Raw genomic sequence first — 23,528 nt, forward strand, 5'->3', positions numbered from 1 at the left:
TCGAATTATCCATCTTGCAGGAATCGAGCGGAAAGATGGTCATCCGGTAAGGGGGGCTCTGTGCTTCTCTCGTTTATCACGGCAAAGCTTTTAGGGCCTAGAAAATTAAGTTTCTTTGTATGAAGATTTTCTTGGAACATTCCTATCCATATGAAAAGAAGAAAAAGGTGACTTCATTTTTTTAGTGTACAATCAATTTCTAATTGATGATTCTCTTTTGATAAAACCTCAACAAACTTTTGTTCATTCTGTGGTGAAATTAAGGTGGATTTATAATTTCCGTGAAAGATTTCGAGTTTATCTAAAGATAAGGATGGCGCAGACATCGGACTTTTGGTTGGTTTGATTTTGGTGATGTCCTCGATTTTAATACGCTTTCTTAAGGGGCCGGAGTGGATGAAAAGGCACCCATCTTTCACTTTGTATCCTGTATGGAACCAGATCCACAATAAAACACCAATGGTCAGCCCTGCCAATACATAACCTAAAGGATCACGGTAAGAAACGAGTTGAAAACCGATGGGCTCTTCTCCGAAGACGTAGATGAAAACAATAAAAAGGACGACGCCCCAGATGGTGATGGTGTAAAAGACATCTTTTTTTGATGGGAAATACATCCTGATTCCCTCCTCTCTTTTATAGTTACGGACACAGATGGAATGAAGTTTCAAGAAATAGCGGCATCGAACTGCTTCTTCTCCTGAAAGTTTTTGAATTGAGTCATACTGGCCATCACTGGACCCCATGTGTACCTGGACAATTCTACCAGAGGAACTTTTATCCATCTGAAGTCGTAGATGAAATCATTCTGCTACCTGAGGTGATTTTTGCGAAGAATCGCTATCCTTGATGTATAAGGAAGGTGAGCGATGTGGAGATCGAATCTGTAATACTGAAAGCGAGAGATATAGATTCAATGAGACGTTTCTATATTGACCTTTTAAATTTCACAGAAATCGAACGACAAGAAGGATGTTTATCTATCAAGGTTGGCCATAGTGTCCTTCAGTTCTTGGAAGAAAAAGAAGCGCGTAAGCCTTTTTATCACTTTGCATTCAATATTCCTTCCAACCAGTTTAAAGAAGCAAAGGACTGGGTGAGGGATAAAGTATGCCTGAATACGGAAGGCGATAAGGATGAAATCGTATTTGAGAGGCTTGGTGGCCGTTCTTTTTATTTTAATGACCCAGGGGGGAACATTGTGGAGTTCATTTCCAGAGAGCAATCCCCTCTTCACTCAGGTCCATTTTGTACAGAAACGCTTTTGAACATTAGTGAAATGAGTTTGACGGTGAGCCATGTTTTAAAAGCTAGTGAAGAATTGCAGCGCATCGGTTTAACATCCAGAGACAACGATCCGATAAACAGGGCATATCTGAATTTTATGGGAGATGATGGAAGTGATTCTTATCTCCTTCTCGTTGAACCAGAAAGACGGTGGATTTTTTCTACTCAAGTTTCTGAGGTTCATCCCCTTGAAGTGGTCGTTAAAAACATAGGAACCATCACAGTTGATAAACATGGTCGGTTAACAGTCGTTCAAGCTTAAATAAGGGGGCGGAAATGATGAAGGATATATTAGCGATGTGGTTAGATGAAAAAGGCATGCTTGGCGTCATTGAACGGAAAGACGAACGGTTTGGGTCTTCCTATCATCCCATTCAGGCGGATGAGAAAAGAAAAGAAATGGTCATCATTAACAATCTCTGGTACACCACTTATACTGGTGCCCGCCATTATTTCCGCTTAAATACGAATGATTATCGTGTATCCGGACGGATGCAGAAGGTCGATGTGGTGCATAGGGCATTAAGAGAATCTTCATAAAAAAGGAGAAAGCTATGAATTATATTCGTCATTTGCGCTCCATGGTCGGCCATGAGAAGGTGCTGATGGTCGTCGCAGGCGCGCTTGTTTTTAACGAAAAGAACCAATTATTGCTGCAATTGCGGACAGATTCAGAAAGCTGGGGAGTGCCTGGCGGTTTTATGGAACTGGATGAGTCGGTTCAGGATACAGCACGGCGAGAGGTTTTTGAAGAAACAGGATTGATTTTAAAGGAAATGGAACTATTCGGCATCTACTCTGGTCCTCAAAAGCATAAAGTCTTTGGAAATGGAGACCAGGCCGCGGTTGTAGAAATTTGTTTTAGTTGTCAGTCTTATGAAGGGGAATTGGTTAATGAGAATGAAGAATCTCTGAGTAATCGTTTCTTTGATCTCGATGATCTCCCTGATTACATATTTCAAGATCATCAGCAAGTTATCGACGATGTAAAGAATCAACGAGAAACGCCTGTTGTAGGATAGTGATTTAAGTAAAAAAACGGGATTCAGAAGAACTTTCTATACAAAATAGAGAGTTCTTTTTTTGTGAAGGAGGACAAACGTGTGTTCGTGTCGAATTAACAGAGTAGAAAAAAAGGAGGTTCATTCCGTGGAATTACGAATACATAAAGGGAGTTTGGAAGAAGCTGTGTCTGAAGCAGCCTCTGTTTTTGGCAAAAAAACGCTGCTTCCGGTCCTGAATGGAATAAAGATGGAAGTGAGGGAACAGGGGCTTGTCCTGGTGGGAAGTGATGGGGAGCTCATGACAAAGAAAGTCATACCTGTCCAACAAGGTGGGTTCGAATCGATGGAAACAGGTGCTTGTGTACTGCCAGCAGCTTTTCTTCATGATTTAGTAAAGAAAATGCCTGGACCCATCCACATGATGAAAGATGGAAGCCGTATGCTGATCGAATCCGGTGAAGTGAAAAGTTCCTTATCCGCGCTTTCAACCGATGAATATCCGCGGATCCCGGATATTGAATCGAATGGATCTATTTTAATGGATAGTAAGGACTTGGTGGAGTTGGTACGCCAAACACTTTTCGCTGCAGCAAAAGAAGGAAGTCGGCCCGTGTTAACAGGTGTTCACTTCGAATTTTCAGAGGACGATGTGCAAGCTGTGGCTACGGACTCCCACCGCTTAGCTTTCGTGAGGAAAAGGTTAAGGAGTGGGAAGAATCATTCCTGTACGGTGCCAATGAAAACGTTGAGTAAGCTGATAAAACTTTTTAAGAATGTAAAGGGTCCTTTGAGGATATCTATGACCGACCAACTATTCAAAGTAGAATCGAGTGAATCAACATTGGTTTCCAAGTTGCTTGAAGGAGTATTTCCCAAAATGGAAGCTCTCTTACCAAAATCATCAAAGGCAGAATTGCTCATAGATAAAAAGCGTTTGATAAATAGTGTAGACAGAGCTGGTTTGTTTGCGAAAGATACCAGCAATCATCAAGTGAAGTTACGTTTTTCGGAAGAAAAGAAACTAAACATATCTTCTTTTTCACAACAAGTAGGAACGATTGAAGAAAATATCCCTCTAGAAGGAGTAGAAAGAGTGTCAGGTGAGGGATCGATGGATGTCTATGTTGATAGTCAGTTTCTGTCAGAAGCATTAAAAGCGACACAGGGAAATCATATTCATCTTTTCTATAATGGAAAGATGAGTCCGCTGGTTATTCGGAGTGCGGAAAGTGATGATCAGGTCCATGTGATTTCACCCGTTCGAGCCTAGAAACAAAGGAATGAAGGGCTTATATCGTCGATTCTAAAGAGAGTGGATTGTAAAACTTGCAAGAAAAGTGTTTAAAAAACAAGGGACCCGCTATACAATAAGTATCATCTATAAAAGAAATGGCGGTCGGAAAAATGAAACGTGATTCATGGAGCCCACCACAAATTTTAATTGTGACGTTTGTCACCCTTATTTTATTAGGAGCGGGGTTACTTATGCTCCCCGTCGCAACAACAGGTGGCATAAGCTTTGTTGATGCGCTTTTCACATCCACTTCTGCAATGACAGTGACCGGTCTGATCGTAGTCGATACGGCGACAGCATTCACGCTTTTTGGACAGGTTGTCATCATGCTTCTCATCCAGCTAGGAGGACTTGGCATTATGACATTCGCCGTTCTCATCTATATCACGGTCGGTAAGAAAATTGGATTAAAGCATCGCCTGATTATTAAACAAGCATTAAATCAATCGGCAATTGGTGGAGTGGTGAGGCTGGCGAAGCGGCTGCTGGTTTTTTCATTGATAGTAGAATTCATAGCTGTTGTGTTCCTGTCCGTAAGATGGGTTCCCGAGTACGGATGGTTTCAAGGCATTTATGCTAGTGTCTTTCATTCCATTTCTGCCTTTAATAATGCCGGTTTTTCCATCTGGTCAGACAGCTTATCTGCCCATGTCATCGATCCTGCTGTCAATATAATCATTACGTTTTTGTTTATTGTAGGCGGAATTGGGTTCACTGTTGTTTTTGATATGTGGAGGACGAAAGAGTTCAATCGCTTGGCTTTACAGACCAAGTTAATGATAGTCGGTACGTTGATTCTGAACACTGTTAGTTTCCTTGTGATTCTTGTTCTGGAATTTAATAATCCGGCAACCATTGCAGACTTTTCGACATTCGGAAAGCTTCAAGCCGCTTATTTTCAAGCAGTGACTCCTAGAACGGCAGGGTTCAACACACTGGATATAGGGCAGATGGAAGAATCTTCTTTGTTTTATATGATTACCCTGATGTTCATTGGGGGAGGAAGTGCCTCAACTGCTGGAGGAATCAAGCTTACGACAGCTTTGGCGATTTTACTCGCCACGTTCTCCTTCTTTAAAGGAAGAGAGCAAACGTCCATTTATAACAGAAGTCTTTCCGCCCACATTATTCTTAAAGCACTGGCACTGACGATTGCAGGAATATGTGTGGTTATTTTTACGACATTTCTTTTGAATTTAACGGAGGAAGCTCCGTTTTTAATGATCTTGTTTGAGAGTGTTTCTGCCTTTGGAACCGTCGGTCTTTCTATGGGGCTTACAGGGGATTTGAGTCTTATTGGGAAAATAACTATTATAGGCACCATGCTGATCGGTAAGCTCGGGCCGCTGACGTTCGCCTTTGCCTTTGCTAAACAATCGCCTGATCTTGTGAAACATCCGGAGGAAGATATTCTGACGGGTTAAACAGGAAAAAACGGAAGACTTATATAAGTTCTTCCGTTTTTTTAATATTAAAATCAACGATCGAACAGTCATCTTACGCCTTTCACAGGTGATTCAAAATAAAACTTGATGATAAGCTTCGTTCACGAGTTCGATATACCGGTTCCACACAAGAACTGCCACTGCAATGACCACTCCATTCGCCGAGAGTGTCCAAGAAAGGTACTTCTTTTTCTTCGGGTGGTTCCCCATCCATTTTTCACTGAACAGCAGATAATAAGAGGCGATGAAAAACGGGGCGATCAGTATTCCTGCAAGAAACCAACGATTAAATTGACTCATATAGGAACCTAAAACAGACAGGCTTTCCTGTTCCTCGCTTACATCAGAGTTGATGATCGGATTTGGTCCGTTTAAGCCATCGTACATAACCAATTGATTCTTTTCATTGACTTCATATTTCAAAAATTCGAAGTCCATCGCCAGTCCGTAGATGGCAAGCATGGATAGGAGACTAATAGAAAAAGCGAGACCCCAAACCTTTTTCTTAGCCATGCTGATGCTCCTCTCCGTGGATTTATATACCTTTTATTATTCCAAATATAGGAAGAGTGTTCAACTGAAAGTCTGTATTTTTAACAAATAAAAAGCTGAAGAGGACGGCTTCTTCAGCTTTGAACATCTATGATTATTTATTAAGAGGGTAGGTAACTCCGGTAAGCTCTTCGGATATTTTCCACAATTGATCGGCGTCCATGACATCGTACGACTTTGTAATTGGAGAGACGGCGATTGGACTACCTTTCATTTCCCATCTGCCTCCTGGGCCGAAGTATTCTCCTCCTTGGACGTCAGGGTCTGTTGCTGCTCTTAAACCAGGAAGCGCTCCTTCTGAAGCTCCCTGAGTCATCGGTGCAAGCAAACGCCCCAGGATTTTGTAAAGGAATTTATCTTCAATATGTCTCATGAGATTGGTGCTAGCAATGCCGGGATGGGCGGCCGTTACGGTCATGTCTAAACCGTTCTCATCGATTTTCCGCTGCAGTTCTTGAGTGAATAATAGATTGGCAAGCTTAGACTGGGCATAAGCCTTCATTGGTGTGTAGCCTTTTCCACCTTCAAACATGAGGTTATCGAAATTCACTTTTCCGGATTTATGGGCATTGCTTGAGATATTGACGATTCTAGCGTTTGGCGTTTTCTTTAACGTTTCGAACAATTGCCCTGTCAGTGCGAAATGCCCGAGGTGATTGATGCCCAGCTGCTGTTCAAAACCATCTTTTGTTTTTCCATAAGGGGTGGTCATCACACCAGCATTGTTAAGCAGAAGATCCAGTCTGTCATACTTTTCTTTAAAGGCGTCTGTAAATGTCTTTATTGATTGTAAATCGCTTAAGTCTAGTGCCATGACGTCAATATCTGCGTTCGGGTTTTCCTTTTGAATGGACAGATAGGCTTCCTGTCCACGCTCCATCGACCTTGAGCCAAGAATGACGGTCGCTCCCCGTTTGGAAAGAACTTTCACTGATTCATATCCTAAACCGCTGTTCCCTCCGGTTACAATTACCGTTTGACCTTTCAAAGAAGGAATGTCTTCTTTTGTCCACGCTTGTTCTTTCATCCTTATCACTCCTTATGACTTTCATAGTAAGAAATTTCCGCATGTATGTAAAAAGAATAACCTTCAGATGAGCACATAAGAATTTTATGGAACCTCGTGACGTCCGATTTCGTCAAAGATAATGAAAAAGGGGGGAGAACGTTTATGAATGAGGAACACATGAAGCGAAGAACAGATAAAGAGATGTTAGCCGGCTTAATGGAATCCTATGGGGACATGGTCGTGAGAATTGCTTTTACATATGTGAAGGAGAAGCAACTAGCAGAGGATTTGGCGCAGGAAGTATTTATCCGCTGCTATCAACATTTACATACATTTGAACATCAATCGAGCTACAAGACTTGGGTGTATCGCATAACGGTCAATCATTGCAAAGACCACGTCAGAAGCTGGTCGTTTCGGAACCTGATTCCATTTGAACCGATGAAGATGGAAAAAGGAGAGGAAGCTAACAGTATTATTGAACAAGTGTTAAAAGAAGAGGAAAATGAGGTTCTTTTTCAAAAAGTGTTGAAACTTACCGTGAAGTTGAGAGAAGTCATCATCTTTTATTATTACGAAGAGTTATCGTGGAGGAAGTCGCTGAGTTGTTAGAAATCAATGTGAATACAGTCAAAACAAGGCTGCACAGGGCGCGGAACAGTTTGAAAAGAATGTTGAAAGGAGGAGAGGCATTTGAGTAACCGATGGAAGTATCCTGAAAAGGTCCAGCAGATGAAGTTCAAAGAAGAGCATCAGAGCCAGGTGTTCCACCATTTGCAGAGTTCTACACCCCAACAGAAGAGAACAATCGGGCGTTTGTGGATGGCGGCTGCTGTCGTTGTTCTTTTGTTAGGTGGATTGTTGTTCACACCTGCGATGGAACACGTCGTTGCTAAAATTCCTTACATCAGTCAGTTTATCGAGCAGGAAGAAGATCGAATGGAACAGATGGAGACGTTTTTCAGTGAAGCCACTCAAACGGTTGAAAAAGAAGGATATCAGATCGGGAACATGCAGGTCAGCAGGGATGACAAGGAAGTGATTGTTGAACTGATCGAGATGGAGGATGGGAAACAGAAGGTCCAAACCATTGTTGAAGAACATTTAGAAAAGAACGGCTTTCATGACTATGAGGTCTCCGTGCAGCCTTTTGAAGAAAGAGTCCAGCAGTCGGATGTGACCGAAGAGGAAATGGAACAGTACTATAAAAATACGAAAGAGCTGGAAGAGAAGCTAACAACACGATTGAAAGAGGAAAATTTTGAGCTCATGTTCCCTGTCCAAGTCCAGATGAACCCGACTCGGGGAGTGTATATCAATGTGATCGTTCCAAAAACAGAAACGCGATTAAGCCTATTGGAAGAAATCATGTTGGAAGAAGGGCATGTATATAACGAAGAACCTGAACTTGATATTCGGCAAGTAGAAAAGAAAGCAAGGGAACAGGAAATTCGTTGGGGAGAAACGGGAGCTATCCATGATATTGCCCAGGCAATGATGGAGTCTGAACAATATCCAGTCACAGGCTTTGCTTTTTCTTTCCATCCGTATCCGCTGCAAATCAAAATTAAAACTTCCCTTGATCGTTCTGATAAAAGCTCGAAGGAGATTGCTGAAGAAATTAGAGAAGAGATTGACCTCTTTATTCAAACCGGAGAGAAAACCGCTCCGATTAGAGAAGATGAATATGAGGTTTATGTTCTTAGTAAGGACAAGAAGAACATCCAATGATACAGGCGTCACCATGATGGTGGCGTCTATTTATTGAAGGGATGGATACGTTTTGAAATAATAGAAAAAGGTAGTATTTTCCTAAGATCAGAACAAGAAAGGAGAGGTTCCATGCTTGCGAACATTTTATGGGGATTGTTTCTTGTTTTGTTCATTGCTTTTATGGTTTACATGGACCGGAGAAAGAGAAAAAAACGCAAAGGGCAGCCTCCCGTGCAAAAGACGGAACAGGAAAAAGAAGTGGAGCGCGCGGTGGCACGGGAAAAAGGCTGGCGTGGCGGACCAGGGGGAGGAGAAGGCATGTGATGATCGGAACGTCTATTTATATTAAAACAGTAGCAAATCTCAATGCCCGAGATTTGCTACTTTTTGAAGAGAAGAACCGCTCATTTTTTGAACAGTATTCTATGGGAAGGGCGGATGGCTTTTATACGGTGGAAGGACAGAGGGAGCGTATGGAAACCTTTAAAAAAGGAGCTGCCGAGGACACGGAGTACTTTTTCGGTATTTTTCATAAAGACACAGATGAGCTTATTGGAACAGTCCATCTGTTCCAAGTCCTCCGTGGTTCATTGCAAAGTGCGTTCATCGGTTATTTTCTCGATAAAGACTACAATGGAAGAGGCTTTACGACAGAGGCGGTAAGGCTTCTTGTTAATCATGCCTTTGTTGATCTCCATTTACATAGGATTGAAGCAGGAGTCATGCCTCAAAATAAAGCATCCATCCGTGTGTTAGAAAAAGCAGGTTTTCATAAAGAAGGAATGGCGAAAAAGAATGTGAAAATCAATGGAAAGTGGGAGGATCATCAAGTTCTTGCAATCATTAATCCGGATGATGAATAGAAAAAAGCCCTCATAATAAGGAGGGCTTTGGACATTAGGCCTGTTCCGGTTTATTTTCGGTTACATAGGTACCAGCAAGGAAGTCGTGGATCGCTCGCTTATCCTTGCGTGCCCCGACCATAACGGCACTGACCACCAAGGCGATGCCAAACGTGAAGGAATAGATTATGCCTCCGACGACTTCTCTCAGAAGCATAGTTCCAATATGTACGTTTTTACTAGCATCCACACGGACAATCCGATTGTCGGCCGCCCGTTTTCCAAGGGTATATCCGGACCATAGGACAGGTAAGCCTACAACGTAAGCAATGCCAACGATATCCACCCATGTTAATCCTTGATAGAAGAAATCTCCATAAAAGAGATAGAAAAGAATACCTAAAGTTACGGTGATGAGAATTCCGTCAATGACTCTTGCAAAAACACGGACCCATAGACCTGCAGGGTTCTGAATGTTCATTCCTAAACCTCCTAACAAAACGACATGCCCTCCCACTGTAACATAGGCTGAAGCTACGGCTCTAGAAGAATTATGAAACTTATCCTGATGGCTTTACGTACATGTAATAAGACGAAAAGGAGGGTTTCGCACATGTGGTTTTTTCTCGGCCTTGTCGGTTTGTTGGTTGTGCCACTATTGTACGGATTTTTGCGCGATGCTTTCGGATGGAACAGGAACAAATTTTACGGAGATGAAATGAATAAACAAAAGCGTACTTCTGTTGAAAAACGGTATGATAAAGCAGAAATTCGGAAGGGGAAAGTTCATCAGCAAGCTAGAAATCAGGGTAACCACGGAGGGTTCGGAGGGTTTCATTAATAAAATAGAAACCTTGCTGAAAGATGAAGGTTATAAAGCCAGCAGGAGTGCTGGCTTTTTTCATGGTAATGATTGTTTTTTCTAAACTTGGAAGATTGTATTTGTATGGATAGGAAGGGGAAATAAATAGAAAAAGAGAGTTGGCTTCGGTGCACTATGGAACTGAAGTAAAGAGAGTAAATCAACGAGTATCACGGGAGTGGAAGCGATTACCTGGATCAGTGAAAATCAACCACAACATTGATTTCCTCCTTCAACAATATAACGTACTTTTTTTTACAGGTTCTTGTTTTGTCCTACGTAGATCAGGGGGTCATTGAAAACTTTATTTTTTTCAAAATATTACGTTTAGATGACAAGCGAAACCGAAACACAAATACTGAAAGCATTTTTAACCTTAAGGAGGGTCCATGGATGAACAAAAAGAAGATTTTGGCACCTGTACTCGCTTTAGGGATGACGCTTGGGGCTGGAGCTTATAGTGTTTCGGCGGAAACTTATCAAGTGACCTTCGAAAAAGGGGACACGCTTTGGAGCCTTGCAGAACAATATGATGATGTGACCGTTGATGATTTATACAAATGGAATCCAGGGATTGATGCAGACATCATTCAACCAGGGTCTCGAATTACAGTGAAAACAGAGGAAACATTTCATGAAGATGAATATCCGAATGAAGAATTTCATACCGTTACACCAGGAAGTACGTTGTACAGCATCGCAAATCTTCATGAAGGGGTGACGCTCACAGAACTGTTTGAATTAAATCCAGGCATCGACCCTTGGAACTTGCAACCAGGTCAGGAAGTCCGGGTTTCACCGGCTGAAGATGTGAATGTCCACTACCATACGATCGCTCCTTACGATACTCTATATGGAATAGCTGGTATCCACCAGGGCGTAACCGTGGAGGATTTGTACGAATTGAATCCTGGAATTGATGCGAGAAATCTCCAAATCGGTTCAACCATCCGTGTGAAATAAAGAAGAAAGCCCGGGATTTCTTCCGAGGGAGCCCCGGGTTTTTCCTGTCAGGATTGATCTTCCAACCACTTATGGATGGTACGGACAATGATTTCTTGCTGTGTTTTCGCTGGGATTTCAGCAGGCTGATCCCCTTTTTGTGAGCCGTACATACCGAATTGGGCATGGTTGCCTCCTTCAATTTTATGAAGAGTCGTTTCCTTCGAAAGCAATGGCTTCGTTTCTTTAATTTTTGATTCTGTCGTTAACCCATCATTCTCCGCATAAATCGATAGGATCGGAGTTTCAGTATCTGCGAAGCTTTTTCCTTCAGTCGGATAGGAAGCGAGGAGTATCAAACCGTCTGTTTTGTCAGGATGTTCTTTTACAAAAGAGGCAGCGGCGACCCCGCCGAGTGAATGACCTCCCACATACCATTCTCCAGCTTCAGGATAGCGGTCCATCATTTCCTTAGCTTTGTTCGTGTTCAATATGGGTAAGTTCAAAGTTACATTAGGAATCCCTGTGATGTACCCGTTGCTTGCTAGTTGTTGAGCTAGATAGCTGTAGGCTTCTGGCTCGACTTTTGCTCCAGGATATATGATGATTCCACCCTTAGCATTACCTCTGGGTTCATGGACAACCCAACTGTCTGTTTGATTGGGCTCTTTCACCAGACGGGTCATCTCTTCCGATGGTTCGTAGGTTTGTTGAGTCCAGATGAAAAAGAAGAGAACTCCAACACTGATCAGGGCCAGGAGACTAAGAAGCATATACTTGAGCCACTTTTTCATAATCCACATCCTTCCTTTTTGCTTCAAACGAATCATGGTAGTCACTTCTTCAAATGAGTATTATACAGTGTAATATCTGAATAGATGTAGGAGTGAGAGGCGAATTGGATGCGGTATAATAGTTAAGGAATGTTTCAACAAACCCCTTCACCATCCAGATTAGGGGAGGCTTGAGGACCGAATTGAAGCTCTTTTTAACAAGAGTATGGAATAATCGCAATTCGTAAGCGGATGCTAATGAAAAAGGCGTGAAGGAGGCGGCAGAATGAAAGACACCCCATTCCACTACGATGGACGTTCCCCTGTGAACCAAGAAGTTGCGTCGGACGAAGTGTTTGTCCTTACAGATGAAGCAAGAATAAATATAGCGGCAAACCCTTATCAGTATGATGTTACTACGGAGCAGGAATAATGGAAAATGATAAGAATCCATCTCAACCAAGATGGATTCTATTTTTTATCTGCATTTATTAGTAAGAATGGTCGTTTCTATACAAACTATACTATCTTGAATGGAAAGGTAGGATCCTATGGCGAAGGTTTTATACATCACGGCACATCCACACGATGAAACGGCCTCTTACAGCATGAGGGTGGCGAAGACTTTTATTGACACATACAAAGAAGTGAATGCAGGCGATGAAATCATTCATATCGACTTGTATAGAGAAGATATTCCGCACATAGATGCTGATATTTTCAGCGGGTGGGGGAAATTGCAGTCGGGAGATAACCTTTCAGACGAAGAAAATAGGAAGGTCGAACGACTGAGAGAGTTGAGTGATCAATTCATTTCCGCAGACAAGTACGTTTTTGTCACCCCGATGTGGAACTTCTCTTTTCCTCCTGTAATGAAGGCCTATATTGATGCGGTGGCCGTGGCGGGCAAAGCATTTAAATATACAGAAGAGGGTCCGGTCGGTCTATTGACGGATAAAAAAGCTTTCCACATCCAGGCATGTGGCGGGATTTATTCGGAAGGACCTGCAGCTGGAATGGAAATGGGGCACCGGTATTTGAACATCATTATGCAATTTTTCGGCGTACCGTCCTTCGATGGTCTTTTTGTCGAAGGACATGCGGCGAATCCGGGTCAGGCGGATGACATTAGAGAACATGCGATGGCAAGGGCGAAAGACGCAGCCCGGACATTTTAAATGTTGACCAGCTCTCCTTAGGAAGTGCCCGTAGAAAAAAAAGCTCGTTGAGTGCGTGTTTTTACGGGCGTTTTCCTTTTTTACATGAAAATATGATAGGGTGAATGTAGTGGTGGTTGGGTTAAGATGGAAAAAAGGTAGTTTTCATCTGTTCCATTCCTGTATTTTTATGACGGAAATCGTAGAGAAAGGATTTAGAATGAATTACATCATCAGCTTGTTTTTATACATATTTTTAATCGCTCTTGTTTCATCACTTTTGTTTATTATTGTGACGTCCATTTGGGATTCTTCGGCACCGGAAATTGTTTTCCTTTTGTCGGTGATCTCTGTACAGCTACTATTCAACCATATAGGGGGAAATGCAGGAAACAGTCATGAATCTAAACTATAAATGAATGAAGGAGGGTATGATGAGACATTTCATAGGATTACTTATCGTTGTTTTTCTATGCAGCCTTCCTTTGCAGGTCTCTGCCACCAGTTACGAAAAACTTGATGCTCAAGAGGTTGTTGACCGGGCGGAAGTCATCGTTATCGGGACTTACGATTTTGGTCATCGATCTGAAGGTAGTGAATTTGTCTTTGATGGTTATCCTTTTGATGTGGAAGCAGTACTTAAGGGAAAGGTTGGAGAGGAAATTACAGCCGGAATCGATCGGTTTGATGTCAGCTGGGCGAAAGATTTTCAAGAGAAAGGCGGCAGGTTCATGCTTCTTTTGGAAAATATCCCGGAGACTGATTTCCTAACACCAGTGGTGGCTGCAAATGGGATGGTCCAATTAATGGGTGACTCGGTTCAAGATGAGGGTGAAGACAAAACTTTCTATACTGAATTTATGAAGGAACATCCATCTAAAGAAAAGAGAACTCCCGTGTCTGAAGACTCTACTTCTTCTACAAGCATCCTTTTCCTCGTAGGTGCGGTCAATCTTGGAGGTATGTTTTTCCTCCAAAGAAAAAACGTAGGGAGTGTGTTTCATAAGAAATAAAATATTCAGAAAAACGTTGACATCTTCTTCCTTTCCGCGTAACATAATCCTAACTTTAATACCTACGGCAATGACAGAAACCCAGTAGTGAAGAGATCCCTGTCGTCAGAGAGTCGACGGTTGCTGCGAGTCGATACACACCTCTTCATGAATTACCTTCTGGAGCTTCTTTTACGAAAACTCATGTGAGTAGTGGAAGACGGTAAATCCGTTATCTTTTTGAGGGGAGGATGAAGACATTCATCTTCAACTTGGGTGGTAACGCGTGTAGAAGACACGTCCCATGATGGGGCGTGTCTTTTTTATATTCTAAAAAATGGAGGGCTGTAAGATGATCGAACAATTGAATGATGTGCAAAAAAGAGAACTGGAAAAGCAAAGGGAGGTTCTATCTTATGGTGTCTCCTCGATCATTCCGGAAGATGAGTTCAAAGAGAAAATTGCGAAGTCGATTAAAAATGAGAAGCCACTGAAAGTGAAGTTGGGGCTCGATCCGACTGCTCCTGATGTCCACCTCGGCCATACGGTTGTGTTGAATAAATTGAAACAGTTTCAGGAATTCGGGCACACAGTTCAGCTGATCATCGGCGATTTCACAGGGAAGATTGGTGATCCGACGGGTAAGTCAATCGCCCGTACTGCTTTGACGGATGAAGAAGTGGAGCACAATGCAAAAACTTACTTTGAACAGTTCGGCAAAGTAATCGACATGGAAAAAGTAGAGCTCCATTACAACTCGAAATGGCTTTCCAAAGTTGGGTTCTCAGAAGTGTTGAAACTGGCGAGTACGGTGACGGTGGCAAGGATGCTCGAGCGCAATGACTTTCATAACCGGTACGAAGCGAATAAGCCGATCCACCTCCATGAGTTTTTCTACCCCGTCATGCAAGGATATGATTCGTATGCTTTGGAGTCAGACATCGAACTCGGAGGGACCGATCAAGAATTCAATGTATTGTTCGGAAGGCAAGTTCAGGAGCACTACGGCAGGGAAAAGCAAGTCGTCCTGCTGATGCCTTTGATTGAAGGGCTTGACGGTGTGGAGAAAATGTCGAAGTCGAAAGGCAATTACATCGGTGTGGATGAGCGGCCGCAGGACATTTTTGGAAAAACGATGTCGATTCCTGATGCGTTGCTCATGAAATATTTTGAACTCGTGTCTCCGTTATCCATAGAAGAAGTGCAGGAAATGAAACGGAAGCTTGATGAAGGTACGCTTCACCCGCGGGATGCCAAAATGAAGCTTGCCGCTTCTTTTGTCGAAATGCTTCATGGAAAAGAGGCAGCTCGTCATAGCCGAGAACAGTTCATCAATGTTTTTCAGAAAAAAGCGATGCCGGATGAGATTCCTGAAGTGATGTGGAAAGGAGAAGAGGAGCTTCTCATTGTCGACCTCGTCAAGGAACTCGGACTTTTACCTTCCAAGAGTGAAGGGAGAAGGATGATCAAAAATGGCGGGGTCCGGATCGACCAGGAGAAAGTGACGGATGTCAATCAAACGGTGCAAGTGACAGACGGGGTAGTGGTTCAAGTCGGGAAACGGAAGTTTGTAAGGCTAAGAAGTTCATCCTGATTGGAGAAGAAAAGGGGAAATGAAGTGATGGAAAGAGAAGCATTTATAGAAAAAGCAACCGAACATATGAGAGAGACCTATAAGTGTCATACCGTATTCTTGTACGGTTCCTATCAAACCGGGGACTCTACGAATGAAAGTGATGTCGATTTGATTGGTTTTTCCGATGAGCTGGAAACACAGAATAAAGTGGAAACGTTCAGTGGCAAGCTTTTGGATGTGTGGGTCCACAAGACGGATGATATGAAAGAGCCGGCCAACTTTTTGAAAGTCCATCGTGCCGAGGTCCTCGTCGATGATCATGACCTTGCCCAAAAATGGATGACAGAGATTGATTCTATTTTCAACGAGGGACCGTCGTCTTTGCAGCCGAAGGAGAAGCAGTTTTTGAAAGATTGGCTGATTAAGATGAAAATACGCTCGAGAAAAGGGGATATGGAGGGCCGCTATCGCTTTCACTGGCTAGTGAAGGAAAGTCTTGAAATTTATTTTGAGATGATCGGACGCTGGTACCTCGGTCCGAAAAAGTCGCTGAACTGGTTACGTGAGCACGATGTGGAAGGGTACCGGATTTACGATAAGCTGCTGGAAGGGCCGGGGGATCGCAGGCGGCTGGATGCCTGGATTGATCATTTGCAGAAGCTTTGAGTCAATTGTTGGGATATGGGCCAAAATGAAATTTTATCGGCTGAATTGAAAATATATCAATTAAAATCTAAAGATATCAACCAAATGAAGAATATATCAATTAATCAAGGGAGGAAGGGGGATTTTATGAATCAAATCCAGTTCTTGTTGGATGAAGGAGAGAGCGAGAAAGCTAGAGTTGAAGCATTGAACCACTTGAAACGGGACGAGGAAAACGCAGATTTGAATTATTTGTGTGCGGTATCGCATGATGCGCAAGGGATGGAGCGGGAAGCCATCCCCTTTTATGAAAAAGCCATTGACCATGGAATACAAGGCGACCGTAGAACTCAGACCTATATTCAGTGGGGAAGCAGTCTAAGGTGCATCGGGAAGTATCATGAAGCGAGGGAGGTCCTGGAAAAGGGAGCGCAGGAATTTCCAGGGAATCCCGCGATTCAGGTGTTTCACGCGATGACCTTATACAACTTGAAGCAGTCCCCCCAAGCGGTGGAACAATTGCTGGCGGTGCTGGGTTCTCATGCAGACAGTCCCTGGATTGAAAAGTATAAAAAAGCCATTTCCTTTTATGCGGCTCAACTAGATCAAACTTGGTAGGGGTTTCTTTTCATGGACTTGCTGCCAGCCTCTTATTTGGTTGAGTAGCTTTGTACCACTGCCAACAAAGGATGAAAATAAGAATGGCATCGATCGCATCGCCCCCGTAGTACATAAGCATGGATCCTGCCTCTGCCTGGCTTTGACTGACTCCTTCTGGCGGGGAGGCATACAAGTATTTCGACAGGATTCCGTGTCCTGCAAGAGCGAAGATGAATACGATTGCCCGATACAAATAACTGTAGCGGTGAGCGACAGGGTCAATGTAAATCATAGCCATTGTAAAAAGGTACCCGGCCAGGAACACGTGCAGATGGACGAGAATGTGAATCCATAGGTTGTCGTGCATCATGTGATATAAATCTGTTGTGTAAAGCACCCACAACCCGCCGATGTTGAGAATGGAAGCTGTGATGGGGTGACTGATGACACGTACATAAGAACTTCTCATGAGAGAAGATATCTTTTTGGCAGCAGAAACGGGAAGTGTTCTTAACAACAGGGTCATCGGTGCAGCAAGAACGAGCAGGAGTGGGGCGAGCATGCCTAAAAGCAGATGCCCCATCATATGGGCGCGAAAGTCGATGCGCGCTTGGTCTGCTAGCGGGCCGATGACAGCTATACCTGCACATAACACTCCGATGGACCAAAAAACATGTCGCCAAACCGGCCATTCCTGCAGATGACGGGAACGATTAGAAACGATGCCTGCCCCTATGTACAAAAGGATGGCAAGCAGGAATGGTAACGACAGAACCAAATCAAAAAGGAGTCCACCCCCGCTTGAATGTTGCTCATGCATGGGATGGTGCTCCTTTTTTGCTGGTACGTTTCAGAAGGAAAAGACCGGCAGCAATCATAAGCACAGCGGATATGTTCCACACAAGGTCGTAAGGGATCACATTTTCCACATAACGAATCTGGTGCAGGCGCATCAGTTTATGCTGAATGATTCCGTCATACAACTGGAAAGACCCTGCTCCAAGCAGAACGCCGCCCCACCACCGCTTCAGTGATAAGCCATTCCTCCGTTTTAGATCGGCAAAAAGAAACAGACCGCCAATGGTTGCGAACCAACTGAACGCGTGGAACAATCCGTCTGAAATCAGTCCGATGTCTGTAGTGGATTGATCATAAAAATGGTGCCATCTAAGCAGTTGGTGGAAAATCGTTTCGTCTATAAATGCAGCAAGGCCGATTCCGAACAAGACTCCGGACCATAGGTTCCGTTTTGAGTGATGATTACGTTCAGAATGAAGGGACTTTGAACCCATAGAAAAACCTCCCATTCTTCAAAATTCTTCCTATGTTGTACCCACCACTTAAAAAATACAAACGTTTCTGGCTTTAAAAAGGACTTTTGACGGGATGGTGATGACAAGATCAAAGTCCGCGCATTTCTTTATACTCATCCTTTAGTAAATCCGTCATGGTTCCTTGATGAAAATACAATTGCCAGCGCTCATCGATCTTTTTCCAAATGGAGCTGCGGAGTGTGTTTCTGTTTCTTGTTGTGTCCGTGACATAATACGTTGCGAGGACCGTATCCTCTGATAAAGGCTGAATTTCATAATGATCGAGAGCCATCTCAGTCAGGAGGACGCCCTGCTCCAGGCAGAACTTTTTATCATAAGGAACGCCGGAACTTCCGATCTCCCAGAAGTCATCGGCCAATATGTAATCCAGCCCTTCTGTGGATTTGCGAGTGCTTAACTGTAGGTGGTGGGTTTCCAGTGCTTTCAATTTTTCCTTCAGCGACATATGTATTCTCCTTTGTGTTAAAATTTTCTATGGGAATATTATACTTTGATTCTACCATGAGGAGATGAAGCGATGTCGGTCCATGTGAAAAGAAAACGACTAGTGAAATTCAGGGAGAGGGACCAATGACACATCCAACGGTTATTGCAGTGGCTGCCGTTTCGGGTGGCGGGAAGACGACGATTACGAAAAAGCTTCGGGAGCGCTTGTCTGGATCTGAAGCGCTTTTCTTTGATGCGTATGAATTTGACGGTGCACCGGAAAACCTCACCGAATGGGTGGAAAATGGACCGGATTATCATCAATGGGAACTGGATCCGTTGATTGATGATATTCAATCAGCACAAACACAAAATGCTTCTTTTCTGATCCTCGATTACCCATTTTCTTATAAGCATGAGAAAGTGAAGCCTTGGATTGACTATTCGGTTTATATTGATACACCTCTGGATATCGCTATGGCCAGGCGTTTGCTTCGTGATGAGGTAGGGCCAGGCGTAAAGGAAGAGTTGACTCATTATTTGCATGCTGGAAGAAAAGCTTATTTAGAAATGCTCCAGTCCATTAAACCCGATGCCGATCTTGTCGTCGATGGAACGCTGAGCGTGGAGAACATCGTGGAGCATATTATCAAGAATCTTTCCTCCGAACATCATTAGAGATTTTCTTTTGTGATAAAAAAATCCATCACCAGAAGCCACACGACTCCGATGAAAAACCCACCGAGCACATCGCTTAAATAATGAGCGCCGAGATGGACGCGGGACCACCCAACCATTCCAACCACAAGAAATCCACATACCATAAGAATCCCCCGTCCTGTACGTTTCAAGTAAACGGAGAAGAGGATAAAAAGGGATCCTGTCAGGAAGACCGCATAGATCATATGAGCACTCGGGAAAGCACCCCCATTGACTGATACAAAAGAATCGACAAGAAGGCGCTCTCGACTGAAGAAATCTTTCAAACCTGTACTGATGAGCTTGGTACATGCGGCTCCTAAAAGGATGAAAAAGCTGGTTCGGTACTTGTTCAAATAAATAAAAATAAAAGAAACGATAAAGCCTGTAGTGAGGCAAACCTTGTAGCTGGTTACTATAGAGAAGAAACGAGCGATTTGGATGGTGGTTTGGTCGTCTGAGTCTGCTGTAGTCTTCATTCCCCATTCATCCATAGCTGTGAGGAAGGGTGGTGTTGTCATCACTCCCCCTGCTGAACAATACGAAAAGGAAAAGGTTCAAAGCCAATAGCCATTGGAGATGTCTGTGCATTTCGGAACCTCCTTTTCTTTTTATTATTGAGAAGGTGGAAAAAAACTATGCTCTTGTATATGGAGGGAAGCAAGTGAAGGAAAAGATCATCCAGCAGGAAAATCCATTTTTCATATATTTGTTCTTCTTCGTTTTATCATGGATGAGTCTGAAAAAAAGTGTATTTATAGAAATGAAAAGACGAGAGTGGAAGGAACGATATGAAGTTTATTCGGATCATAAAGATGGACTGTAAAGGGGAGGGAGCAAAGAATGCGATCAGATAAGGAAATGATGGATCTGATTTTGACTGTCGCCGAGAAGGATGAGCGGATTCGTGCGGCGTACATGAACGGGTCACGAACGAATCCCACATTAAAAGAAGATCTTTTTCAGGATTATGACATCGTCTACGTTGTGACGGAAACAGCTTCTTTTTTGGAAGATAAGCAATGGGTGGATGTGTTCGGTGAAAGGCTGATGATGCAGGAACCGGATAAAAATGATCAGGGCAAAGATGGCGAGTTTGCGGACTTTTATGGCTATTTGATGCTATTTACGGATGGTAACCGGATCGATTTACATATAGAAACCATTCCGCATATGCAGGAACACTACGGGGACGACAAGCTGACCGTCCCTTTGATGGACCAGGATGACTGTCTGCCTGAAATTCCTGATGCGACAGATGAAGATTATCATGTGCAAAAGCCGAAGGAAGAGGAGTATCTCGCTCGCTGCAACAACTTCTGGTGGTGTCAGCAGAACGTTGCGAAAAGCTTGTGGCGCGATGAAGTGCCGTATGCGCAGTTCATGCTGGAATGTGTGATTCGTAGAGACTTAGATCAGATGGTTTCCTGGTGGATTGGCACAAAGACGGATTTTCAAGTTTCGACAGGGAAGATCGGGAATTATTTTAAAAAGTTTCTGCCGGATGAGTATTGGACGATGTATGAAGCGACCTATGCGGACGGTGACGCTGAACATATTTGGGATGCACTGTTTGTTGCAGGCGATTTGTTCCGGACACTGGCTGGACATGTAGCGGATGAATTCTCTTTTACATATCAATGGGATGAGGATGAAAACATGACGTTTTATTTGAGACAGGTGAGGAAGTTATCTTCATCGGCCGACCGTATTTTTTAATGGGATTGTGTCCTTGATGCATGTAAACAATGGAGAAAGGAGCCCATGTTATGAAGTATCCTAAGGTTATTTTGTTTTTGTTGACCGCTTTGATATTGACAGGGTGTTTTGGGCAGAAGACCTTGCACTTTCAAGAAGAAAGCGAAGAATGGCAGGTCGAATATATCGCGGATGTAAAATCAGAAGACAGTGAATCGACAAGTCTTCATATCACCTATGTAGGTGAAGAGAAAGCTCCGGAACATATCAATTACATCCTGGACAGTCCTACCGGCAGTGGAGAGGGAGACTACGTTCTGTTGAATGATGGGATGGTCCAACAAATGGGGAACTTCTGCTCCGGCTGCGCGGTGACAAAGGAAAATCATGAGATCCAGGTGACCATTGAATGGGGCGAAAGGGAAGAAACGTTTGACTTGGAGTACGTTAAATAATGGTAGAAGAACGAAAGAGGGGAGTTCTGAAGTGGAGAGTGCAGGCAGTTTCATTATCGGTGATATGATCGCTCAACTTTTATTTTTTGTATTGTTAATCGGAGTGATTATAGGAACGGTATCGATCATCATTTCGGTAAAAAGAAAGAAGAGTCAGCTGGACAGAGTGGAAGCGAAAGTGGATCGAATTCTTGAACGGGAGAAGAGGTGATGTGTGATTTTATGATTTTAGAGAAGGGACCTTTACGGTTGTCCTTCTCTTTTTTAATTTCTTAGTGAAAAATTAACCTCCTCAGGAGAGAGGAGGGACTCACGAAAGATGACTGTCGAATTTCAAAGAAAAGTCTACACGGATACAAAGTTCAAGGCATGACTTTACTGATTTCAACTAGGACATAGGGTAAGAGGTGCATCTATTCACTTATTATGACTCAAAGTTAATGAAGAAAAATTCAGGAAACCGATTGATTCAATTTTTCTACCATTTTAACTAGTTGTAAATGTTATCTCAATGATTGTAAAACAATGTTTAACCATTGATAGATCAACATTTTTGAAATCGGATACATGAAAAATGAGGGAGTGTGATCTTTCCTTATGAACGGGGAGAATAGATCCCCATAAGTTTTAAACTCCTTCATATGGCCAGTTTTAAACCAAACCCTAAGCTTCATTTATATGGGTTAATTTTACATTTTATCTATGTATTTCCTCTCATTTTGGAAAACATTGTAACCCTTTCCAACTTTAAATTGAAACGTTACCAATGTATACTTCATAAGCTATTTGTGACTTTTTACCCTTAAAGAGATGACGGGAAATCTTCCGTTGACCAGTGCTTTCCGCTTCCTTAGAGTTAAGGTGTGTTCCGGAGCACACCCCAAACTACAAATTATCGGGAGGTTAAGTAATGAAGACTAAGCAATCATCTATTTTATCCAAACTAGCCTTAACAGCACTTGTAGTGTCCAGTGCTTTCACAGCATTTCCTGTAGCTTCTTCAGCACAAGCAGCGGAGGATACTCCAACGTGGTCCCGTGAGGATGCTTCAAACTTTACGTTGACAGACGAAAACACGGCACCGAACATCGATTCTTTCACAGATGTGGCCCCGGATTACTGGGTATGGGACACATGGCCGCTTCGTGATCGCGATGGTTCTCTGGCTAAAATCAATGGCCGTTATGTCCAGTTCGCTCTTACTGCAAGCAAAGAGTACACATGGGCCGGCCGTCATGACCATGCCGTTATCCGTACTTTCTATTCTAAGAATGGTAAAGATTGGGAAATGGGAACGGTTCCTTATGATGAAGATAAAGCACTTGGTTTCCGCCAATGGGCTGGATCTGCGATGATCGACGAAAATGATAAAATCCACTTGTTCTATACAGCTGCCGGTCGGAAGGATGAGGGTCCTACATTCGAACAGCGTCTAGCGAAAACGACATTCGAAATGGATTATGACAACAAAGAAGGATTCCAAGTAAAGAACAATGGAGAGCACCAAATCCTTGCAGAAGCTGATGGCGTTTATTACGAAACACAAGCACAGAAAACGGGAGATATCATTTATTCCTTCCGTGATCCTTGGTTCTTCCAGCACCCGGAAACAGGCGAGGAATACTTAATCTTTGAAGGTAATACTGGCGGCACAGATAAGACACTGGAGGCCGATAACATAGGTAACGTTGATGGTCCAATTCCAGCTGGTGCAGAAGATTACAACGGAAACGTTGGTATTGCGAAAGCAGAAAACGATGATCTGACAGAGTTTGAACTTATGCCACCACTTCTTGAAGCTGACGGTGTAAACCAACAGCTTGAACGTCCGCACGTTGTGCAGAAAGGTGACGACTATTATTTGTTCACCATTTCTCACCAGTTCACGTTCGCTCCCGGCCTGGAAGGTCCAGACGGGCTTTATGGCTTCCATGCCAACTCTCTATTCGGTGATTATGAGCCGATGAACGGTACAGGTCTTGTGGTTGCGAACCCTGAAGAAGATCCATTCCAGGCATACTCTTGGGCGGTTCTTCCACATGGACAAGTCATCAGTTTTGTCAACGAATTTTATGACGAAAATGGCGACTTCCAGTTTGGCGGATCTTTTGCGCCGACGTTGAAGCTGAAGCTTAAAGATGACACTTCTGAAATCAAGGGTGTTATGGGTGAAGGCGAAATTCACGGATAATGTTGGAATAAGAAGCTAGCTGTGATCGGCTA

The 23,528-nt window shown here is 43.2% G+C and carries 33 protein-coding genes and 1 other annotated feature; of the genes, 24 read left to right on the forward strand and 9 right to left on the reverse strand.

Annotated features, from left to right (window positions below; translation table 11 throughout):
- Positions 1-173: 173 nt before the first annotated feature.
- The gene (locus ACJA3J_RS07480) at positions 174-617 is read right to left on the reverse strand and encodes a PH domain-containing protein (RefSeq protein WP_167355980.1); all 444 of its coding nucleotides are present in this window, start codon (positions 615-617) and stop codon (positions 174-176) included.
- A 254-nt stretch (positions 618-871) separates the two neighbouring features.
- Between ACJA3J_RS07480 and ACJA3J_RS07485 the strand changes: the two genes are divergently transcribed.
- The 5 genes from ACJA3J_RS07485 (at position 872) to ACJA3J_RS07505 (ending at position 5,009) form a co-directional block, all read left to right on the forward strand.
- The gene (locus ACJA3J_RS07485; protein WP_089650878.1) at positions 872-1,549 is read left to right on the forward strand and encodes a VOC family protein; all 678 of its coding nucleotides are present in this window, start codon (positions 872-874) and stop codon (positions 1,547-1,549) included.
- Positions 1,550-1,566: 17 nt separating this feature from the next.
- Entirely contained in the window at positions 1,567-1,827 is a 261-nt protein-coding gene (locus tag ACJA3J_RS07490) for a hypothetical protein (protein ID WP_089650879.1), read from the forward strand.
- A 14-nt stretch (positions 1,828-1,841) separates the two neighbouring features.
- Positions 1,842-2,309: an NUDIX hydrolase gene (locus tag ACJA3J_RS07495; protein ID WP_089650880.1), complete on the forward strand. Its 468-nt coding sequence runs from the start codon at positions 1,842-1,844 to the stop codon at positions 2,307-2,309.
- Between the two features lie 127 nt (positions 2,310-2,436).
- Positions 2,437-3,561: a DNA polymerase III subunit beta gene (dnaN, locus tag ACJA3J_RS07500; protein WP_406945895.1), complete on the forward strand. Its 1,125-nt coding sequence runs from the start codon at positions 2,437-2,439 to the stop codon at positions 3,559-3,561.
- 119 nt (positions 3,562-3,680) lie between these two features.
- The gene (locus tag ACJA3J_RS07505) at positions 3,681-5,009 is read left to right on the forward strand and encodes a TrkH family potassium uptake protein (RefSeq protein WP_089650882.1); all 1,329 of its coding nucleotides are present in this window, start codon (positions 3,681-3,683) and stop codon (positions 5,007-5,009) included.
- Between the two features lie 93 nt (positions 5,010-5,102).
- On the opposite strand, the gene ACJA3J_RS07510 is transcribed toward ACJA3J_RS07505, so the two are convergent.
- Both ACJA3J_RS07510 and ACJA3J_RS07515 read right to left on the reverse strand, forming a co-directional pair.
- Positions 5,103-5,543, reverse strand: a complete 441-nt coding sequence (locus tag ACJA3J_RS07510; RefSeq protein ID WP_089650883.1) for a hypothetical protein — start codon at positions 5,541-5,543, stop codon at positions 5,103-5,105.
- A 133-nt stretch (positions 5,544-5,676) separates the two neighbouring features.
- Positions 5,677-6,609 (reverse strand): oxidoreductase, encoded by a 933-nt coding sequence (locus ACJA3J_RS07515; protein ID WP_406945896.1) that lies wholly within the window; start codon positions 6,607-6,609, stop codon positions 5,677-5,679.
- A gap of 144 nt (positions 6,610-6,753) precedes the next feature.
- On the opposite strand from ACJA3J_RS07515, the gene ACJA3J_RS07520 reads away from it, so the two are divergent.
- From ACJA3J_RS07520 to ACJA3J_RS07540, 5 genes are all read left to right on the forward strand, one after another.
- Positions 6,754-7,203 carry a sigma-70 family RNA polymerase sigma factor gene (locus ACJA3J_RS07520; RefSeq protein WP_406945897.1) on the forward strand — a complete coding sequence of 150 codons (450 nt, stop codon included), beginning with the start codon at positions 6,754-6,756 and terminating at the stop codon, positions 7,201-7,203.
- Between the two features lie 8 nt (positions 7,204-7,211).
- Positions 7,212-7,292, forward strand: coding sequence for a hypothetical protein (locus ACJA3J_RS07525; protein WP_406946282.1), 81 nt, complete (start codon positions 7,212-7,214; stop codon positions 7,290-7,292).
- Positions 7,285-8,322, forward strand: coding sequence for a DUF4179 domain-containing protein (locus ACJA3J_RS07530; RefSeq protein ID WP_089650886.1), 1,038 nt, complete (start codon positions 7,285-7,287; stop codon positions 8,320-8,322). The genes ACJA3J_RS07525 and ACJA3J_RS07530 overlap by 8 nt, the downstream gene beginning before the upstream one ends.
- A gap of 111 nt (positions 8,323-8,433) precedes the next feature.
- Entirely contained in the window at positions 8,434-8,628 is a 195-nt protein-coding gene (locus ACJA3J_RS07535) for a hypothetical protein (RefSeq protein WP_089650887.1), read from the forward strand.
- Positions 8,625-9,167, forward strand: coding sequence for a GNAT family N-acetyltransferase (locus tag ACJA3J_RS07540; RefSeq protein WP_406945898.1), 543 nt, complete (start codon positions 8,625-8,627; stop codon positions 9,165-9,167). Before ACJA3J_RS07535 ends, ACJA3J_RS07540 begins: the two co-directional genes overlap by 4 nt.
- A gap of 34 nt (positions 9,168-9,201) precedes the next feature.
- On the opposite strand, the gene ACJA3J_RS07545 is transcribed toward ACJA3J_RS07540, so the two are convergent.
- Positions 9,202-9,627, reverse strand: a complete 426-nt coding sequence (locus ACJA3J_RS07545; protein ID WP_406945899.1) for an RDD family protein — start codon at positions 9,625-9,627, stop codon at positions 9,202-9,204.
- 132 nt (positions 9,628-9,759) lie between these two features.
- Here ACJA3J_RS07545 and ACJA3J_RS07550 point away from each other — a divergent pair, with 132 nt between their 5' ends.
- Together ACJA3J_RS07550 and ACJA3J_RS07555 are read left to right on the forward strand one after the other, a co-directional pair.
- Entirely contained in the window at positions 9,760-9,987 is a 228-nt protein-coding gene (locus tag ACJA3J_RS07550) for a hypothetical protein (RefSeq protein ID WP_089650890.1), read from the forward strand.
- 414 nt (positions 9,988-10,401) lie between these two features.
- Complete coding sequence (locus ACJA3J_RS07555; protein WP_406945900.1) at positions 10,402-10,971, forward strand: LysM peptidoglycan-binding domain-containing protein; 570 nt, start codon at positions 10,402-10,404, stop codon at positions 10,969-10,971.
- A gap of 47 nt (positions 10,972-11,018) precedes the next feature.
- Here ACJA3J_RS07555 and ACJA3J_RS07560 read toward each other — a convergent pair whose 3' ends face one another.
- Positions 11,019-11,744 (reverse strand): alpha/beta hydrolase, encoded by a 726-nt coding sequence (locus tag ACJA3J_RS07560; RefSeq protein WP_406945901.1) that lies wholly within the window; start codon positions 11,742-11,744, stop codon positions 11,019-11,021.
- Positions 11,745-12,009: 265 nt separating this feature from the next.
- On the opposite strand from ACJA3J_RS07560, the gene ACJA3J_RS07565 reads away from it, so the two are divergent.
- From ACJA3J_RS07565 to ACJA3J_RS07590, 6 genes are all read left to right on the forward strand, one after another.
- The gene (locus tag ACJA3J_RS07565) at positions 12,010-12,156 is read left to right on the forward strand and encodes a hypothetical protein (protein ID WP_406945902.1); all 147 of its coding nucleotides are present in this window, start codon (positions 12,010-12,012) and stop codon (positions 12,154-12,156) included.
- A 118-nt stretch (positions 12,157-12,274) separates the two neighbouring features.
- Positions 12,275-12,901 carry an FMN-dependent NADH-azoreductase gene (locus ACJA3J_RS07570; RefSeq protein ID WP_406945903.1) on the forward strand — a complete coding sequence of 209 codons (627 nt, stop codon included), beginning with the start codon at positions 12,275-12,277 and terminating at the stop codon, positions 12,899-12,901.
- A gap of 413 nt (positions 12,902-13,314) precedes the next feature.
- Positions 13,315-13,893 carry a hypothetical protein gene (locus ACJA3J_RS07575; protein ID WP_406945904.1) on the forward strand — a complete coding sequence of 193 codons (579 nt, stop codon included), beginning with the start codon at positions 13,315-13,317 and terminating at the stop codon, positions 13,891-13,893.
- Positions 13,894-13,954: 61 nt separating this feature from the next.
- Positions 13,955-14,180, forward strand: a binding site (T-box leader).
- A 44-nt stretch (positions 14,181-14,224) separates the two neighbouring features.
- Complete coding sequence (tyrS, locus tag ACJA3J_RS07580) at positions 14,225-15,466, forward strand: tyrosine--tRNA ligase (protein ID WP_406945905.1); 1,242 nt, start codon at positions 14,225-14,227, stop codon at positions 15,464-15,466.
- Positions 15,467-15,493: 27 nt separating this feature from the next.
- The gene (locus ACJA3J_RS07585) at positions 15,494-16,114 is read left to right on the forward strand and encodes a nucleotidyltransferase domain-containing protein (protein WP_143015209.1); all 621 of its coding nucleotides are present in this window, start codon (positions 15,494-15,496) and stop codon (positions 16,112-16,114) included.
- Between the two features lie 126 nt (positions 16,115-16,240).
- On the forward strand, positions 16,241-16,711 hold the full coding sequence (locus ACJA3J_RS07590; protein WP_167355982.1) for a tetratricopeptide repeat protein: 471 nt from the start codon (positions 16,241-16,243) through the stop codon (positions 16,709-16,711).
- 10 nt (positions 16,712-16,721) lie between these two features.
- Here ACJA3J_RS07590 and ACJA3J_RS07595 read toward each other — a convergent pair whose 3' ends face one another.
- The 3 genes from ACJA3J_RS07595 to ACJA3J_RS07605 all read right to left on the reverse strand — a co-directional run bounded on the left by ACJA3J_RS07595 (position 16,722) and on the right by ACJA3J_RS07605 (position 18,472).
- Positions 16,722-17,513, reverse strand: a complete 792-nt coding sequence (locus tag ACJA3J_RS07595) for a cytochrome c oxidase assembly protein (protein ID WP_115894029.1) — start codon at positions 17,511-17,513, stop codon at positions 16,722-16,724.
- Positions 17,506-17,985 carry a DUF2243 domain-containing protein gene (locus ACJA3J_RS07600; protein WP_406945906.1) on the reverse strand — a complete coding sequence of 160 codons (480 nt, stop codon included), beginning with the start codon at positions 17,983-17,985 and terminating at the stop codon, positions 17,506-17,508. The genes ACJA3J_RS07595 and ACJA3J_RS07600 overlap by 8 nt, the downstream gene beginning before the upstream one ends.
- A gap of 109 nt (positions 17,986-18,094) precedes the next feature.
- Positions 18,095-18,472 carry a DUF4440 domain-containing protein gene (locus ACJA3J_RS07605; RefSeq protein WP_406945907.1) on the reverse strand — a complete coding sequence of 126 codons (378 nt, stop codon included), beginning with the start codon at positions 18,470-18,472 and terminating at the stop codon, positions 18,095-18,097.
- A gap of 125 nt (positions 18,473-18,597) precedes the next feature.
- Between ACJA3J_RS07605 and ACJA3J_RS07610 the strand changes: the two genes are divergently transcribed.
- Positions 18,598-19,131 (forward strand): hypothetical protein, encoded by a 534-nt coding sequence (locus tag ACJA3J_RS07610; protein WP_406945908.1) that lies wholly within the window; start codon positions 18,598-18,600, stop codon positions 19,129-19,131.
- Here ACJA3J_RS07610 and ACJA3J_RS07615 read toward each other — a convergent pair.
- Positions 19,128-19,673 carry a phosphatase PAP2 family protein gene (locus tag ACJA3J_RS07615; RefSeq protein ID WP_406945909.1) on the reverse strand — a complete coding sequence of 182 codons (546 nt, stop codon included), beginning with the start codon at positions 19,671-19,673 and terminating at the stop codon, positions 19,128-19,130. The genes ACJA3J_RS07610 and ACJA3J_RS07615 overlap by 4 nt on opposite strands.
- 143 nt (positions 19,674-19,816) lie before the next feature.
- Here ACJA3J_RS07615 and ACJA3J_RS07620 point away from each other — a divergent pair, with 143 nt between their 5' ends.
- The 5 genes from ACJA3J_RS07620 to ACJA3J_RS07640 all read left to right on the forward strand — a co-directional run bounded on the left by ACJA3J_RS07620 (position 19,817) and on the right by ACJA3J_RS07640 (position 23,496).
- On the forward strand, positions 19,817-19,978 hold the full coding sequence (locus ACJA3J_RS07620) for a hypothetical protein (protein WP_181898608.1): 162 nt from the start codon (positions 19,817-19,819) through the stop codon (positions 19,976-19,978).
- 17 nt (positions 19,979-19,995) lie between these two features.
- Entirely contained in the window at positions 19,996-20,871 is an 876-nt protein-coding gene (locus ACJA3J_RS07625) for an aminoglycoside 6-adenylyltransferase (protein ID WP_406945910.1), read from the forward strand.
- A 50-nt stretch (positions 20,872-20,921) separates the two neighbouring features.
- Entirely contained in the window at positions 20,922-21,305 is a 384-nt protein-coding gene (locus tag ACJA3J_RS07630) for a hypothetical protein (RefSeq protein ID WP_089650902.1), read from the forward strand.
- The gene (locus ACJA3J_RS07635) at positions 21,283-21,516 is read left to right on the forward strand and encodes a hypothetical protein (protein WP_143015210.1); all 234 of its coding nucleotides are present in this window, start codon (positions 21,283-21,285) and stop codon (positions 21,514-21,516) included. Before ACJA3J_RS07630 ends, ACJA3J_RS07635 begins: the two co-directional genes overlap by 23 nt.
- A 699-nt stretch (positions 21,517-22,215) precedes the next feature.
- Entirely contained in the window at positions 22,216-23,496 is a 1,281-nt protein-coding gene (locus tag ACJA3J_RS07640) for a glycoside hydrolase family 68 protein (RefSeq protein WP_089650904.1), read from the forward strand.
- Positions 23,497-23,528 lie beyond the last annotated feature (32 nt).

This window comes from Halobacillus sp. SY10, from assembly GCF_045401165.1.
GTDB classification, from domain to species: domain Bacteria; phylum Bacillota; class Bacilli; order Bacillales; family Halobacillaceae; genus Halobacillus; species Halobacillus aidingensis.